This is a genomic window from Flavobacterium sp. (genome assembly GCF_035195345.1).
GTDB lineage: Bacteria > Bacteroidota > Bacteroidia > Flavobacteriales > Flavobacteriaceae > Flavobacterium.
Genome location: NZ_CP136574.1, coordinates 1,945,926 through 1,962,298, shown reverse-complemented (window position 1 = coordinate 1,962,298; position 16,373 = coordinate 1,945,926). Strand labels below are relative to the sequence as shown.

Here is a 16,373-nt window from a genome sequence, read left to right as displayed (position 1 = left end):
GAGCAAAAAATGTCACAAACAATTCAATTTAAAAAAATAGGCACTAGCTTAGGCACTCGCGATTTGGGAGCTAGAATTCGCGTATCTATACAAGAAGAGGTTGAAAAAAACGACAAAGTTTTTTTAGATTTTCAAGATGTAGATGTAATAACAAACTCTTTTGCTAACGAATGTTTTGGCAAATTAAGAGAAGCCATCTCAACTGAAACTTTTAGACAAAAAATCGCTTTTATAAACACGAATGATTTTATCCAAAGAGTAATTATTTCAGCTCTTTAGAATTTAAATAATAAATGAAAAGCAATCTTAACAGATTGCTTTTTTTATTCCTAAGAATCCTAATCGTTGTGCTATCTCTGCAAATGACACAAAAACTCCAAATAACTTCAATTTGATAAAATCCCGTTACAAATCAAAACTTTTGTTATATTTTCATCAATATTTGCTAAGTCGTTTGAATATTCTATATTTTTGCATCATTAAATAACACACATCAAAATGAAAGTAGCCATAGTTGGCGCTACCGGAATGGTAGGCGAAATAATGCTTCAAGTATTAGCAGAACGTAATTTTCCTGTAACCGAGTTAATTCCAGTTGCTTCTGAAAAATCAGTTGGGAAAGAAATCGAATGGAAAGGTAACACCTATAAAGTAGTAGGTTTACAAACCGCTGTAGATATGAAACCTGAGATTGCTTTGTTTTCGGCAGGTGGAGAAACTTCTTTAGAATGGGCTCCAAAATTTGCTGCTGCAGGAACAACCGTAATCGATAATTCTTCTGCTTGGCGAATGGATGCTACTAAGAAATTAGTCGTTCCTGAAATCAATGCTTCGATTTTAACTAAAGAAGACAAAATTATTGCGAATCCAAACTGTTCTACGATTCAAATGGTAATGGCTCTAGCGCCTTTACATGCTAAATATGACATCAAACGTATTGTAGTTTCTACTTACCAATCCATTACGGGAACAGGAGTAAAAGCCGTGCGTCAGTTAGAAAACGAATATGCAGGCATTCAAGATGAAATGGCGTATAAATACCCTATTCACCGAAATGCGATTCCACAATGTGATAGTTTTGAAGAAAACGGTTACACCAAAGAAGAAATGAAATTGGTGCGCGAAACTCAAAAAATCTTAAACGACAACACCATTGCCGTAACAGCAACTGCCATTCGTATTCCAGTCGTTGGCGGACATAGTGAAGCGGTAAACATTCAGTTTGAAAACGATTTTGATGTGAACGAAGTGCGTCAAATTTTACAAAATACACCTGGTGTTACGGTTCAAGACAATTTAGATACTTACACCTATCCAATGCCCATTTATGCACAAGGAAAAGATGATATTTTTGTAGGTAGAATCAGAAGAGATGAAAGCCAAGCTAACACCTTAAATATGTGGATTGTGGCTGATAACTTGAGAAAAGGTGCTGCAACCAATACCGTTCAAATTGCGGAATATTTGGTTGCAAATCATTTAGTATAATTTTAGCCACAGATTACACAGATTTACACAAATTAAATCCTTTTGAATCCTTTAATCCGTCGAAAAACAAATAACCACGAACTAGCGAATAAGTCATCAAAACTTAAAAATTCGTTAATTCGTGGTTTGTTTTTTTGCTTTACTTTAAAAGCAGTATCTTTGTGGTTGTGAAAAAGAAAATACTTTATACAAACATTGGCTTGATGCTCGCAGTACTATTTGCTGTGTGCTACCAATCGGTGCATACTTTTTCGCACGAACACCATCTGAAAACAGAATGTTGTGATGATTCGCATCATTTGACTTTAAAAACTTCTGAAAAAACAGTTAGCGAAAGTGAAGATTGTCCTGTTTGTGACTTCAAATTCGTGGCTTTTCTTTCACCAGAAGTTTTACATTTTAATTTTATTCCTTCGTTTTACGAAATTCCCTATCAATTTAATAGTAATGAAACTAGCATTACGTTTGAAGGAAATTCGTTCTACCTTCGTGGTCCACCAGCTTTAGTTTAAAAATATATTACGACATCATTATCAAAAATAATGATACGTTGTTGTTTCATTTAAACTAAAAGAAATGCGATTCATATCGATATTATTTTTCTTTTTGGTTGGCTTTTTCGGATACGCTCAAGTTACAATTACGGGTGTTATTTCGGATGAAAATGGCTTACCACTAAGAGATGCTCACGTACACATTGCTAATAAAACTACTTCTACGGATGTTAATGGAAGTTATGTTTTATCAGACATTCCAAAAGGAAAACAGAAACTCTATATTTCGTTTATAGGTTATCATGCTATTGCTGAAACTATCGAAATTTCAACCGATTTAACTATCAATCGTCAATTGAAATTAGATGTTACCAAATTAGAGGATATTACTATTCAACAACTTTCAAATTCAAAAAGCGAAAGTAGTAACGAACAAGTTTTGAAAAGCGCTACCATTGAAAAATTTAGCAATCAAACCTTGGGTGAAGCTTTGAAAGAAGTTTCTGGTGTTTCCATTTTAAAAACCGGAAGTACTATTGTTAAACCTGTAATTAATGGTTTACATAGTAGTCGTGTGCCTATCATTAACAATAATGTTCGATTAGAAGACCAACAGTGGGGAACGGAACACGCACCTAATTTTGATATCAATACAGCTGGAAAAATCACGGTGATTAAAGGCGCTTCTGCTTTGCAATATGGTGGTGATGCGATTGGCGGAATTGTTGTCATCGAACCTGAAGTGATTAAAAAAGATACTTTAGTTGGAAAAACAATTCTCAACTTAGCCACAAACGGAATGGGCGGAAGCTTGAGTTCAAGTCTTCAAAAAGGCAATCGCTATGGTTGGAGTTGGAATGCTTTAGGAACTTTCAAATATTTAGGAGATAGAGAAACGCCTGATTATGTGTTGTCAAATTCGGGAAATCGCGAACAAAATTTTTCAGGAGGCATTCGTTTTGCCAAAGAAAAGTATAATTTCAATGCGATGTATAGTTTTTACAATGCACAAATTGGCATCATTAAAGCTTCGCATATTGGAAATGTAAACGATTTATACAATTCCATCAACAACCAACAACCAAGTGTTATTGAACCTTTTAGTTATTCGATTGATGCACCAAAACAAGAAGTACAACACCATTTAGCTAAAATAAATTTCCAAAGATGGCTTAGTGAAAACACTTCAATAGATTTGCAATATGCTTTTCAATTCAACAATCGTTTAGAATTTGATGTTCGAAGAACGAGTACTACAACTAAAAAAGCTGCTTTAGATTTACAATTAGCAACCCACACTTTTTTAGCCGATTATAAAACGGTTATTGGAAATTGGCGATTGAAATCGGGATTGAATTTGGGCTATCAAAATAATTTTGCCAATCCAGAAACAGGTGTTCGTCCACTAATTCCAAGTTATGAAAAATTGGATGCTGGCTTGTACGGAATTGCCGTTTATAAATTCGACAATGCGACTTCGTTAGAATCGGGAATTCGTTATGATTTTTCGACTATCGAAGCAACAAAATATTATTTGAAATCAAGATGGATTGAACGTGGCTATGATGCTGAATTTTCTCATTTTATTGTGGGTGACGAAGGCAATCAATGGCTTACAAAACCTACTTTTGATTATCATAATTTTACGGCAAATATTGGATTTAAAAAGCAATTGCATCATGAAATGGAATGGCTGGTGAATGTAAGTCTGGCTTCGCGAAATCCAAATCCGTCTGAATTATTTAGCGATGGATTACATCATTCAACTGGTCAAATTGAATTAGGTGATTTACGATTAGAAAAAGAGCAAGCGTATAAATTCAATACCACTTTTAAGAAAGATTGGAAATTATTTCAAGTGCAACTTAATCCGTTTATTAATCGAATTTCAAACTTTATTTATTTGCAACCTATTGGTTTTGAAACTACCATTCGTGGCGCTTTTCCAGTTTGGGAATTCAAACAAACAGAAGCTTTGTTGACAGGTTTCGATGTTAATACCAAATGGACTATCTCTAATCATTTTTCGCACGAATTAGGATTAGCTTATGTAAATGGACAAAATCTAAGTACTGATAAGTATTTAATAGACATGCCACCATTTGTAATCAATAACAAAATTCAATATAAAAATGAATCTTGGTTCAATTTAGTTGCCGAATTAAAAAGCGAACTAGTTTTCAGACAAAACCATTTCCCAAATTATAACTTTGAAACGAATATAATTGTGAATAATGCATTAACCCCTGTTTTGGTTGATATTAGTTCCCCTCCAAAAGGTTACCATTTATTACATTTTTACAGCGAAATGACTTTTAAAATCAATAAAAAAAATAGTTTAACCACATCTTTTAGTGTTCAAAACATTGGAAACACAACGTATCCAGATTACCTAAATCGTCAACGTTTTTTTGTAGACGAAATGGGTAGAAATATTCAAATTCAATTAAAATTTAATTATTAAAACACAATTTAAAATTATGAAAAACTTAAAACTTATAGCATTATTAGTAATTCTTACATTATTTTCAACTTCTTGCTCAAACGATGACTCGGCAGTAAACGAAGAAGAAGTTATTACAACCGTAACCACAACTTTAACAGGTGGTGGACAAGTGATTACATTAACTTCAAGAGATTTAGATGGCGATGGACCAAATGTTCCAGTAGTAACTGCTTCTGGAAATTTAGTAGCTGGAACAACTTATGTTGGGTCAACAACTTTTTCTAACGAATTGGTAGATCCTGCTGAAGATATTACAATAGAAGTACAAGAAGAAGGTGTTGACCACCAAGTCTTTTATTTTTTAGGATCCTCAATAGGAACTATAACATATGATGCAGAAGACATTGACTCCAACGGAAACCCTATTGGATTGAACTTTACACTAGTTGCTGGAACTTCTGGCACAATAGGAACATTAACTGTTACATTAAGACATTTGCCAAACAAAACGGCTCCTGGTGTTAGTGAAGGAAGTATTACAAATGCAGATGGAAACACAGATGCAGAAGTTTACTTTCCAATTACAGTAAACTAAACAAATTACTATAAGATAAAAAAACGACTGAAATTTCAGTCGTTTTTGTTTTTTAACAAATCTTTAAATTCAATTTGAATATCTTTGTTCTCATCAATAAATAATTTATGAAAAAAACAATAACAATATCGGCTATTGTTTGTACACTTTTTATGAACGCACAAACAAAAATCAATTATCCTGAAACAAAAAAAAGCGAACAAGTTGACTCGTATTTTGACGTAAAAATTAACGATCCATATCGTTGGTTAGAAGACGACCGAAGCGCTGAAACCGAAGCATGGGTAAAAGCTCAAAATGTAGTTACTTATGGATATTTAGAGCAAATTCCATACAGAAATAAGCTAAAAACCAGAATGGAACAATTATGGAATTATGAAAAAATTTCAGCTCCATTTAAAGAAGGTGATTTTACGTATTACTACAAAAATAATGGTCTTCAAAATCAATCGGTTTTATACCGAAAAGATAAAGCAGGAAAAGAAGAAATCTTTTTAGATCCAAACACGTTCTCAAAAGATGGAACCACTTCATTAGGTGGGTTAAATTTCAGTAAAGACGGAAGTTTAGTTGCTTATGCCATTTCAGAAGGCGGAAGTGATTGGAGAAAAGTAATTGTAATGGAAGCTAAAACCAAAAAAATCATTGGCGACACCATTGTGGATGTCAAGTTTAGTGGGGTTTCTTGGTACAAAAACGAAGGTTTCTATTATTCAAGCTACGACAAACCGGTTGGAAGCGAATTATCAGCAAAAACGGACCAACATAAATTATACTATCACAAATTAAACACATCGCAAAAAACGGATAAATTGGTTTTTGGTGGTGATATTAAAAGAAGATATGTAGGTGGTGGCGTTTCTGAAGATGAAAAATACTTATTTATTACTGCTGCAAATTCAACTTCAGGAAACGAGTTGTACTATTTAGATTTATCGAAACCAAATAGTAAAATTGTAACTTTAATTGATACTTACGAAAACGACAATGATGTTTTAGATAATAAAGGTTCTAAAATTTATTTAGTTACCAATTACAAAGCGCCAAACAAACGTGTGGTAACTTTTGATTTATCTAATCCAGCTAAAGAAAATTGGAAAGATTGCATCGCTGAAACCGAAAATGTATTGTCGCCAAACACGGGTAATGGTTTCATTTTTGCAAGTTACATGAAAGATGCTGTTTCGTTTATTAAACAATATGATTACAACGGAAAATTAGTACGTGATATTCAATTGCCAGGTATTGGAACTGCTAACGGTTTTGGCGGAAAAGAAAAAGAAACCACCTTATATTTTTCGTTCACCAATTATGTAACCCCAGGAACTACCTATACATTCGATCCTAAAACAGGAAAATCAGCAATTTATCAAAAACCAAAAGTTGATTTTAATTCGGCAGATTACGAGTCAAAACAAGTGTTTTATACTTCAAAAGACGGTACAAAAGTTCCGATGATTATCACCTATAAAAAAGGAACAAAATTAAACGGACAAAATCCAACAATTTTATATGGTTATGGCGGATTTAATGTGAGTTTAACACCTGCTTTTAGTATTTCCAATGCCGTTTGGTTAGAAAATGGAGGAGTTTACGCTGTTGCGAATTTACGCGGTGGTGGTGAATATGGTAAAAAATGGCACGATGCAGGAACGCAATTAAAAAAACAAAACGTTTTTGATGATTTCATTGCTGCTGCTGAATATTTGATTACTGAAAAATACACCTCATCTGATTATTTAGCGATAAAAGGAGGTTCAAATGGAGGTTTGTTAGTAGGAGCAGTTATGACACAGAGTCCAGATTTAGTAAAAGTGGCGTTACCAGCAGTTGGTGTTTTAGATATGTTACGTTACCACACATTTACAGCAGGAGCTGGTTGGGCATACGATTACGGAACTTCTGAACAAAGCAAAGAAATGTTTGAGTACATCAAAGGATATTCACCAGTTCACAACGTAAAAGCTGGTACAAAATATCCAGCTACCATGGTAACAACTGGAGATCATGATGACCGAGTAGTTCCTGCACACAGTTTCAAATTTGCAGCAGAATTGCAAGCAAAACAAGCGGGTGACAATCCAGTTTTAATTCGAATTGATGTAAATGCGGGTCACGGAGCTGGAAAATCTGTAGCCGCTACCATTCAAGAAAATGTGGACATGCAAGTTTTCACCCTTTACAATATGGGTGTTAAAGAGTTGAAATAATTTAAATATATATTCAAAAAATCCCGCAAGCTTTTAAAGTTTGCGGGATTTTACATTTTTGTTATCGTTTAAAATCTATTATCACCATCTAACATTCTACCTAATCCACCTAAAAGGCTTCCTTCTTCTCTTCCACTTCCACCTGCTTTTGGTGCCGATGCTATAATTCTATCTGCTAAACGGGTAAATGGCAACGATTGAATGTAAACTGTTCCTGGGCCTCGAAGTGTTGCAAAAAAAACACCTTCACCTCCAAAAAACGTATTTTTGATACCTCCCACGAATTCAATATCATAATCTACATCTTTAGTAAAACCAACTAAACAACCTGTATCTACACGAAGTAATTCTCCAGATTGTAATTCTTTTTTAGCTAAAGTTCCACCTGAATGTACGAAAGCCATTCCATCTCCTTCTATTTTTTGCATAATGAAACCTTCGCCACCAAACAAGCCTGTTCCCAATTTTTTAGTAAATTCGATTCCAACGGAAACGCCTTTTGCAGCGCACAAAAAAGAGTCTTTTTGACAAATAAATTTTCCGCCAAATTGCTGTAAATCAATTGGAACAATTTTTCCAGGATAAGGTGATGCAAAAGAAACTTTCCTTTTTCCAAAATCTTGATTTTGATAAGCGGTCATAAACAAACTTTCGCCCGTTAAAACTCTTTTTCCAGCAGAAAGTAATTTCCCAAAAATGCCTTGTTGTTGGTCTTGACTACCATCACCAAAAATAGTTTCCATTTTGATGCCATTTTCCATCATCATAAAACTACCTGCTTCGGCCACTACAACCTCTTGCGGATCTAATTCAATTTCTACATATTGCATCTCTTCACCATAAATATGGTAATCTATTTCGTGTGCTTTCATAATTTTAGTTTTATAAATATGTCGCTCACAAAAAACAAAAGTTACTGAAAATTGAAAATTATTTCAGGGTATATTTTCTAATTAGACAATTGAACAGTTTGTAACCTAATCCTCTTCGAAGAAATTTCATCAAATTCGCGTCAAAACCAATCGTATATCTTCTAAATTCTTTATTGGGATTTTCTGCGATTTTGTATAATTTATTAATAATTAACGGCGTTAGGGTTGTGTTTTTATTTGATTTTTTTTGAAGTAAATCAGTTACTTTATTCATCAAATCATTATATGACTTTACAGAAGTAGTAGAGCATTTAGTGACATTTTTTTGAAAAGAAGTGGGTGCATTTCCAAATTGAACAGTACAAACTTTTATATTTAAATCATACAATTCGTATGCCATGCATTCTGAAAAACTTTCAACCGCTTGCTTTGTGGAATGATAAAAACTTCCTAAAGGTAGATTAACCAACCCCGCAATAGAAGATATATTAATAAAAAGTCCGCTTTTTTGTACTCTAAAAACAGGAATAAAAGCTCTACAAACCTTAACAACTCCCAACCAATTTATATTTATAATAGCATCTATTTTTTTATCTTCTGAGAGTTCTACAAAACTTCTATAACCAACACCCGCATTATTAATAATTACATCGATTTTTGGATTTTCAAGAATAATTTTTTGCTTAGCAGATTCTATACTTTCAGAACAAGCTACATCTAATTCATAGCATTTAATATTGGAATGAAATTTTAAACTTTCTGCTTCATCAAGAGATAACATCGTAGCAATTACATTCCAACCTTTATCTGCAAAAAAAAGTGCTGTTTGCTTTCCAATTCCACCAGCTGCTCCAGTGATTAATACTGTTTTTTTCAATATTTTAATTTTACATAACTAATTTCTCTACTAATTTTCGCCTTTCTTCTATTGATGTAGGAAGAAGAATTGGATGCTTTATACCTTCTTGGACTCGGTAATATGGCTGCTATTCCTGCTGCTTCATAACGAGTTAAACTAGAAGCATCTTTTCTGTACCAATGTTTTGCTGCTGCTTCTGCTCCATAAACGCCATCACCCATTTCAATACTATTCAAATAAACTTCCATGATGCGTTTTTTACCCCAAATTAGTTCAATTAAAACAGTATAATAAGCTTCTAAACCTTTTCGAACATAACTTCTGCCTTGCCAAAGAAAAACATTTTTTGCCGTTTGTTGTGAAATGGTACTTCCGCCTTTTAAACGTTTCCCTTTTTGATTATTCTGGAAAGCTTTTTGCATAGCTTCAAAATCGAAACCAGAATGTTCTAAAAAACGACCATCTTCGCTAGCAATAACTGCTTTTTGAAGATTCAATGAAATTTCTTCTATTGGCACCCAGTCGTGACTGCAAACCATGTCTTTTCCTTCTTCATTGTGTTCTAAAGCTCTCATTCCCATAAGTGGTGTAAATGGAACTGGAACAAATTTCAATAGCAAAACAACGAAAAAACTAATAATATTAAACCATAAAAAAAGCAACCAAAAGAAACGTACTATCTTTTGACCTGTAGTTCTTTTTTTTGTAGGTGACTTTTTACTTGAAGTGATTTTTTTTGCCATTCTATATTAAATCTGCTAATTCTTGTCCGACTAAACTGCCTATGGCAACACCCATTCCTCCCATACGTACTCCACAATAGACATTATTTGAAAGTTGTTCTACGATTGGTTTTTTATGTGTTCCCACACCCATTGTACCGCTCCATCGGTGTTCAATTTCAAACTTTTGATGGGGTAAAATTACTGTTTTTAACAACTCTTCCAAACGATTTTGAATCAATTCTGTTGTATCGTGCGAAGTTGTGGTTTCGCCTGCAAAATCTAAGTTTCTTCCACCACCAAAAAGAATTCTATCATTGATATTTCTAAAATAAAAATAACCTTTATCTAAGTGAAAAGTGCCTCTAATATCTAAATTCGGAATTGGTTTTGTAATTAACACTTGGGCTCTTGCGGGTTGCACTTGATTGTTAGTTAATTGCGAAGCAAAACCATTTGTCGTGAACAATAATTTATTTGTTTTAAAGGTGATTCCGTTGGTTACAACCTCAACTGCATCATTTACTTCTTCAAAATTTGTTACGGTTTGACTGTTCAAAATCAGAATATCGTTTTGATGTGCTTTTTTTAGTAAAGCCTGCATCATATTTCCTGTATCGATTTGTGCTTCAAACGGATTGAAAATCAAGTTTTCAAAAATGCCTCCAAAATTAAATCGGTCTACTTCTTTTGAGAAAACATCCGTTTTAAAAAGTGGTTTTATGATGTCGTTGATAAAAGAAATCTTTTGAATACATTCGTTATAATACGATTCATCTTCTTTTAAAAATAGCTCGTAACCACCGTAAGGTTTTAGATCAATTATAGAATCTCCGAGATTTTTTCGAAGCAATTGCAAACCTGCATATCGTTTTTGAATGAGTTGAATTACTTCTTCTTCAGTATGGGTTTTTAAATCGTCTATGATTTCGGAAATACTTCCAAAACAAGCAAAACCAGCATTTTTTGTACTAGCGCCTTGTGGTAAAATTCCTTTTTCAAGAATTAAAATTTTAGCAACGGGAAATCGTTCGCGCAGCGCTAATGCAGTATTTAAACCAACAATTCCACTACCTACGATAGTAAAATCAACATTTGAAAACCAATTTTTTAATTCCCAATAACTAAGTTGCATGAATACCTGATTAAAAAAGTAAATGTAATAATTTGTTTTTAGTTATACACTAAATCTCGTTATTTGCGTTATGATATTTAAAATCGAAAAAATGAGAATTTATTTACTTTTAACAACATTGTTTTTTACACAACTTTTTTCAGCACAAAATGTGACTAAAAAAATTACGCTTATTTTTAAAAAAAGTAATTATCATTTTGAAGAAACCTCCGGATTTAAAAGAATGAATGCATTAGTTAATTATTCAGAATTTAACTCGTACAAGGAAACTTATCTGTCGCCAAATAACAGAGAGAAAAATGACACAATAGAATTGAATATTGAATCGGACAAGATTTTTTTAATCCACAATTGGAAAGAATTGAACAAAAGTTCACGAGTTATTTTGTACACCAATGACCTGGTTGAAATTGATTATGAGAATGGTTATCCTAATTTCAAAATAGTAAACCGCGAAGTAAAACCGTTTGATTTGAATTTAGAACAGCAATTAAATCTTAGTTTTCCGATTGATAATTATGTCTTTTTTCAAAACAATAAAAGAAGTAGAAACTCAAAAGAAGAAAAGGAATATAAAACGGAATTAGCAAACTTTATCCAGAATTCTATAATAGCATTGGATGAACTTTTAAATTCGGAGAAAATTTCAAAAGAAACGTATGATTCTCAATTGAATTATATCACATTTTACTCCTTAAACACAGATACAAAAACAAATTTCTCTGATTATCAAAATAACCTTAAAAATGAAGCACTAATTTGGATAAAATCGTATCGCTTTTTCTTAGAATTATATGTGAAAAATGAATTTAAAATCAAGAAATACGAAAAAGAAATTAAAGATTTTGAACTAAAAACTGCTAACAACAAAACAAAAACCAAAGATATTAGCATGCAATATGAAGATAACGAAAATAGTTTCCTTCAAATTGAAAAATCGGACTTGCTTTCTGCTAAAGCGAAAGAATATTTATTGTATGTCTACTTAAATAGAATTGCAAAAACAGATTCGCAAAAGCTATCTGCTTATATTGCAATCTTTAAAAAATATTCGAACGATGACAAATTGATAGAAGGTTTTGAAAGTGCTTTTTTAGTCAATGTAGAAGCGTTAAAACAAAATACTTCTGAAGTCATTTTGTATGATGAGAACAAAAAAGCAACCAGCTTATCGGCGATTATTGAAGCTAATAAAGGAAAAGTAATCTATATTGATTTTTGGGCTAGTTGGTGTGCGCCATGTAGAGCTGCGCTTCCAGCTTCAAGAAAATTACATGATGAATATAAAAATGTTGTTTTTTTATATTTGTCTACCGATTCTAATTTTGAAGCATGGAAAAAAGCAAATCAATTTGAAATATTAACAGAGAACAGTTATTGCATCATCAATCCAAAAACTTCTGAATACTTAAAAAAACTGGCTATTGATTTTATTCCAAGATATGTATTATTAGATACGAAGGGAGAAATATCAAATCCAAAAGCACCTTCACCTGATTCTGATAAAATTAAGCAAGAGTTGAACTCCTTGTTACAAATTAAATAATTAATTCGTAGGCTTTTTTCTTGCTTTAATCGCTTTCATTATCAATGGAAACGAGGTTACAGCAATTAAAATTAAAATAATGGTTTCTATATGTTTCTTTAAATCAATTCCTAATTCTTCATTAAACAATCCATATAAATAATGTCCCGCAAAAACCAATAGGAACGACCATAATAGCGAACTTAACACGTTATAGAACATAAATTTGCTTTTTGGCATGTGCACAATTCCGGCAATAATGGGCACAAATGTTCTAACGATAGGTAAAAAACGAGCAAATATGATAGCTTTTCCGCCGTGTTTTTCAAAAAATGCTTGTGACTCATATAAATATTTCTTTTTGAAAAAGAAACTATCTTCTTTATTGTATAAAAATTGACCGCTTTTTGCACCAAACCAATAGCCGAAAACATTTCCTAAAGTTGCCGCAGTAGCAATTAATAAAGCTAAAATAGTAACATTCGATAAATCACTTGGAATCATGAAAAAGGTTTCTACTAACTCACGGCTGTAAATTCCTGAAAGAAATAACAAACTATCACCTGGTAAAAAGAATCCAGCAAACAAACCAGTTTCTGCAAAAACAATAAACAAAACCATATAAATTCCAACAGGAATTCCACCGATTTCCATTGTAATATAGAATTCAGGATTAAAAAGTTTGGTCCAATGAAAATTATCCATGTTGCTCTTCTGATTTAGCTTCCCATTTATCAATTGCGGCAGTTGACAATGCGTTTCCTAAAACATTCGTCATACTTCTTGCCATATCACAAAAATGGTCAATTGGTAAAATTAATGCAATTCCTTCAGGCGGAATACCAAACATCGCACAGGTTGCCACAACTACAATTAATGAAGCTCTTGGCACACCTGCCACACCTTTACTCGTTAACATTAACACCAATAGCATCGTTAATTGTTCACCCAAAGACATATCGATTCCGTATACTTGTGCAATGAAAATACTGGCAAAAGTCATGTACATCATACTACCGTCTAAATTAAAAGAATAACCAAGCGGCAAAGTGAAAGAAACTATTTTAGGCTGACAACCAAAACGTTCTAATTCTTCTACCATTTTTGGGAATACAGCTTCGCTACTCGTGGTAGAAAAAGCGATTAATAATGGACTCTTAATTCGTTCCAACAATACAAATAAACGTTTTCCTAATATCAAATAACCCACCGTAAGTAATATTACCCAAAGCACTAAAATCCCTACAAAAAAAGCTCCTAAGTATTTAGCATATAAGGTAAAAACTTCAAATCCGTGTTTGGCAATAGCACTTGCTACCGCACCTAAAACACCTAATGGCGCTGTCCACATTATGTAGGTCACCATTTTTAAAATCACATGCGACACAGTATCTAATAATTTTAAAACTGGTTTTGCTTCTTTTTTTGAAAAAGCGGCTAAAGCCACACCAAATAAAATGGAAAAAATTACAATTTGTAAAATTTCATTCGTAGCTAAGGCTTCAAATAAACTCTTTGGAATAACGTGTTTTACAAACTCTTCTAACGAAAATCCTTTTGAGTTTTCTAACAATTCGGAAGCACTTGTGGTATCATCTAATTTAATTGTTGTGCCTTTCCCTGGTGCAAAAAAGTTAACCAGGACCATTCCTAACAACAATGAAATTAAAGATGCCGAAATAAACCAAGCCATTGCTTTTCCACCTACTCTTCCTACCATTTTCATGTCGCCCATTTTTGCAATCCCAACCACTAAAGTGGAAAAAACTAACGGAGCAATAATCATTTGCACTAATCGGATAAATATGGTTCCCAATAGCTTGATATTTTTAGAAAAAACGTCTATTGAATCAGGCAACTGATAATGTACAATTCCACCCAGTATAATCCCTATAACAAGCGAAATAATTATTAATAAAAACAGTTTGTTGTTCTTCACGGTACTTTATATTTTAGTTTGTGAAAATACTTATATTTTTTTAAAAAAGTACTACATTTATCATCGTTTTAAATTTATTCAGTATGAAAAAATACATTTTTCTCATTTTCAGCATGATAACTATGAGTACATTAGCACAACAAAACCTAACTCCCGAAACCTTATGGCGATTAGGTAGAGTAACTCCATTAGGAATTTCAAAAGATGGAAAACTATTGATTTACAAAGTAGGTACACCTTCTATCGAAGAAAATAAAATCAATTCAAAATATTACTCTGTGCCGGTTGGTGGAGGGAATGCAACTTTATTAGAAAAAATTGACGGCTTAATTACTGATAAAAGTGTTTCGCCAAATGGTCAAGAATACATCAGTGTTGAACAAGTAAAAGTTGAGAAAGTATTGGGTTCAGATTTATATCCTAAATTATCAAAAACTACTGCACAAATCTACACAGGTTTAGATTATCGTCATTGGGACACCTGGAATGATGGCACACACAACCATTTATTTGTAGGATTGCTTGCTAAAGAAAATGAAAAAGTTTTAGCTCCGATTGATATTATGCCAAACGAACCTTATGATTCCCCTCAAAAACCTTTTGGTGGTGATGAAGATTATGTTTGGTCACCTGATGGAACAAAAATCATCTACGTTTGTAAAAAGAAAACCGGAACAGCTTATGCGACTAGTACCAACACCGATTTATACGAATACGACTTAGCTACAAAAACTACAAAAAACCTTACCGAAGGTAATTTAGGTTACGATACACATCCGATTTTTTCTCCAAAAGGCGATTTGTCTTGGCTACAAATGAAACGAGATGGCTTTGAAGCGGACAAAAACGACATTATTGTTCGTCATAGAGGATTAGATATTAATCTAACTGCTGGTTGGGATGGAACAGTAGATAGTTTTACTTGGAGTAACGATGGGAAAAAAGTATACTTCATTGCGCCAATCAAAGGGACAAAACAACTTTTTGAAGTCAATTTTCCTGGTTTAACAAAAATTGCGGTCCGTGTAACACAATTAACAGATGGTGATTTTGATGTGAATGCCGTTGTTGGTTTTTCAGGAACTTCAGTTTTAGTAACTAGAAACGATATGAATCGTGCTCCAGAAGTTTATTCGTATGATTTAGTTAAGAAAACTTGGAAACAAATTACCAAAGTTAATGATGAAGCTTATGCTAAAATCAGTTCTTGTAAAACTGAAAAACGTTGGGTTACGACTACCGATGGCAAAAAAATGTTGGTTTGGGTAATTTTACCACCAAACTTTGATAAAACTAAAAAATATCCAGCACTTTTATACTGCCAAGGTGGACCACAAAGTGCGTTGACACAATCGTATTCATTCCGTTGGAATTTCCAATTAATGGCTTCGCAAGGTTATATTATTGTAGCACCCAACCGAAGAGGAATGCCAGGACACGGAACGGCTTGGAACGAACAAATTTCAGGTGATTGGGGTGGACAAGTTATGGATGATTACTTATCAGCAATTGATGATGTGGCAAAAGAATCGTACGTAGACAAAACACGTTTAGGCGCTGTGGGTGCGAGTTACGGAGGTTATTCCGTGTTTCAATTAGCTGGAATTCACAAAAATCGTTTCAAAACATTTATTTCTCATTGTGGAATTTTCAATACAGAAAGTATGTACGGAACTACGGAAGAAGTTTTCTTTACGAATTGGGATTCTGGTGGTGCGTATTGGGAAAAAGACAATGCTACCGCTCAAAAAACCTATAACGAATTCAATCCAATTAAGTCAATCAACAACTGGAATACTCCGATTTTAATTATTCAAGGCGGAAAAGATTACCGCGTGCCAATTGGTCAAGGACAAGAAGCCTTTCAAGCAGCACAATTAAAAGGAATTAAAAGTAAATTCTTGTTGTTCCCAGATGAAAACCATTGGGTATTAAAACCACAAAATGCATTGGTTTGGCAAAAAGAATTTTTTGGTTGGTTGAAAGAAACGCTGTAAAAAGTTCAAGGACAAGTTCAAAAAACAAATTAAAGCTGAAATAAAAAATTGAGTATAAAAAAAGCGATTTCAATTGAAATCGCTTTTTTAG

General features: G+C 33.1%; 14 protein-coding genes. 8 read left to right on the top strand and 6 right to left on the bottom strand.

All coding sequences use genetic code 11. From position 1 onward, the window contains the following. Positions 1-9 precede the first annotated feature (9 nt). The 6 genes from RSE15_RS09450 to RSE15_RS09425 all read left to right on the top strand — a co-directional run bounded on the left by RSE15_RS09450 (position 10) and on the right by RSE15_RS09425 (position 7,233). Positions 10-279, top strand: a complete 270-nt coding sequence (locus RSE15_RS09450; protein ID WP_324067959.1) for an STAS-like domain-containing protein — start codon at positions 10-12, stop codon at positions 277-279. 219 nt (positions 280-498) lie between these two features. Further along, positions 499-1,488: an aspartate-semialdehyde dehydrogenase gene (locus RSE15_RS09445; RefSeq protein WP_324067957.1), complete on the top strand. Its 990-nt coding sequence runs from the start codon at positions 499-501 to the stop codon at positions 1,486-1,488. Positions 1,489-1,691: 203 nt separating this feature from the next. Next, the gene (locus tag RSE15_RS09440) at positions 1,692-2,000 is read left to right on the top strand and encodes a hypothetical protein (RefSeq protein ID WP_324067955.1); all 309 of its coding nucleotides are present in this window, start codon (positions 1,692-1,694) and stop codon (positions 1,998-2,000) included. Between the two features lie 64 nt (positions 2,001-2,064). After that, positions 2,065-4,446: a TonB-dependent receptor domain-containing protein gene (locus RSE15_RS09435; protein WP_324067953.1), complete on the top strand. Its 2,382-nt coding sequence runs from the start codon at positions 2,065-2,067 to the stop codon at positions 4,444-4,446. Between the two features lie 16 nt (positions 4,447-4,462). Then, positions 4,463-5,023 carry a type 1 periplasmic binding fold superfamily protein gene (locus RSE15_RS09430; RefSeq protein ID WP_324067952.1) on the top strand — a complete coding sequence of 187 codons (561 nt, stop codon included), beginning with the start codon at positions 4,463-4,465 and terminating at the stop codon, positions 5,021-5,023. 107 nt (positions 5,024-5,130) lie between these two features. After that, positions 5,131-7,233: a prolyl oligopeptidase family serine peptidase gene (locus RSE15_RS09425; protein WP_324067950.1), complete on the top strand. Its 2,103-nt coding sequence runs from the start codon at positions 5,131-5,133 to the stop codon at positions 7,231-7,233. 68 nt (positions 7,234-7,301) lie between these two features. Here the strand turns inward: RSE15_RS09425 and RSE15_RS09420 are convergent, their stop codons facing one another. Genes RSE15_RS09420 through RSE15_RS09405 form a run of 4 tightly spaced genes read right to left on the bottom strand, consistent with a single transcriptional unit; the run spans position 7,302 to position 10,821 of the window. Beyond that, positions 7,302-8,105: a TIGR00266 family protein gene (locus RSE15_RS09420; RefSeq protein WP_324067948.1), complete on the bottom strand. Its 804-nt coding sequence runs from the start codon at positions 8,103-8,105 to the stop codon at positions 7,302-7,304. Between the two features lie 58 nt (positions 8,106-8,163). Beyond that, positions 8,164-8,982, bottom strand: a complete 819-nt coding sequence (locus RSE15_RS09415; RefSeq protein ID WP_324067946.1) for an SDR family NAD(P)-dependent oxidoreductase — start codon at positions 8,980-8,982, stop codon at positions 8,164-8,166. Then, entirely contained in the window at positions 8,979-9,707 is a 729-nt protein-coding gene (gene mtgA, locus RSE15_RS09410) for a monofunctional biosynthetic peptidoglycan transglycosylase (protein ID WP_324067944.1), read from the bottom strand. The genes RSE15_RS09415 and mtgA overlap by 4 nt, the downstream gene beginning before the upstream one ends. A gap of 1 nt (position 9,708) precedes the next feature. Next, positions 9,709-10,821 (bottom strand): NAD(P)/FAD-dependent oxidoreductase, encoded by a 1,113-nt coding sequence (locus tag RSE15_RS09405; RefSeq protein WP_324067942.1) that lies wholly within the window; start codon positions 10,819-10,821, stop codon positions 9,709-9,711. 91 nt (positions 10,822-10,912) lie between these two features. Here RSE15_RS09405 and RSE15_RS09400 point away from each other — a divergent pair, with 91 nt between their 5' ends. Continuing rightward, on the top strand, positions 10,913-12,367 hold the full coding sequence (locus RSE15_RS09400) for a TlpA family protein disulfide reductase (protein WP_324067940.1): 1,455 nt from the start codon (positions 10,913-10,915) through the stop codon (positions 12,365-12,367). On the opposite strand, the gene RSE15_RS09395 is transcribed toward RSE15_RS09400, so the two are convergent. After that, entirely contained in the window at positions 12,368-13,051 is a 684-nt protein-coding gene (locus RSE15_RS09395; RefSeq protein ID WP_324067938.1) for a DedA family protein, read from the bottom strand. After that, positions 13,044-14,285, bottom strand: a complete 1,242-nt coding sequence (locus RSE15_RS09390) for a dicarboxylate/amino acid:cation symporter (protein ID WP_324067936.1) — start codon at positions 14,283-14,285, stop codon at positions 13,044-13,046. Before RSE15_RS09390 ends, RSE15_RS09395 begins: the two co-directional genes overlap by 8 nt. Positions 14,286-14,368: 83 nt before the next feature. On the opposite strand from RSE15_RS09390, the gene RSE15_RS09385 reads away from it, so the two are divergent. Further along, complete coding sequence (locus RSE15_RS09385; RefSeq protein ID WP_324067934.1) at positions 14,369-16,282, top strand: S9 family peptidase; 1,914 nt, start codon at positions 14,369-14,371, stop codon at positions 16,280-16,282. Positions 16,283-16,373 lie beyond the last annotated feature (91 nt).

What these genes read in the sequence shown, in the direction of transcription:
- RSE15_RS09450 (WP_324067959.1), top strand. Translation starts at nt 10, where the DNA reads ATGTCACAAACAATTCAATTTAAAAAAATAGGCACTAGCTTAGGCACT.
- RSE15_RS09445 (WP_324067957.1), top strand. Translation starts at nt 499, where the DNA reads ATGAAAGTAGCCATAGTTGGCGCTACCGGAATGGTAGGCGAAATAATG.
- RSE15_RS09440 (WP_324067955.1), top strand. Translation starts at nt 1,692, where the DNA reads ATGCTCGCAGTACTATTTGCTGTGTGCTACCAATCGGTGCATACTTTT.
- RSE15_RS09435 (WP_324067953.1), top strand. Translation starts at nt 2,065, where the DNA reads ATGCGATTCATATCGATATTATTTTTCTTTTTGGTTGGCTTTTTCGGA.
- RSE15_RS09430 (WP_324067952.1), top strand. Translation starts at nt 4,463, where the DNA reads ATGAAAAACTTAAAACTTATAGCATTATTAGTAATTCTTACATTATTT.
- RSE15_RS09425 (WP_324067950.1), top strand. Translation starts at nt 5,131, where the DNA reads ATGAAAAAAACAATAACAATATCGGCTATTGTTTGTACACTTTTTATG.
- RSE15_RS09420 (WP_324067948.1), bottom strand. Translation starts at nt 8,105, where the DNA reads ATGAAAGCACACGAAATAGATTACCATATTTATGGTGAAGAGATGCAA.
- mtgA (WP_324067944.1), bottom strand. Translation starts at nt 9,707, where the DNA reads ATGGCAAAAAAAATCACTTCAAGTAAAAAGTCACCTACAAAAAAAAGA.
- RSE15_RS09405 (WP_324067942.1), bottom strand. Translation starts at nt 10,821, where the DNA reads ATGCAACTTAGTTATTGGGAATTAAAAAATTGGTTTTCAAATGTTGAT.
- RSE15_RS09400 (WP_324067940.1), top strand. Translation starts at nt 10,913, where the DNA reads ATGAGAATTTATTTACTTTTAACAACATTGTTTTTTACACAACTTTTT.
- RSE15_RS09395 (WP_324067938.1), bottom strand. Translation starts at nt 13,051, where the DNA reads ATGGATAATTTTCATTGGACCAAACTTTTTAATCCTGAATTCTATATT.
- RSE15_RS09385 (WP_324067934.1), top strand. Translation starts at nt 14,369, where the DNA reads ATGAAAAAATACATTTTTCTCATTTTCAGCATGATAACTATGAGTACA.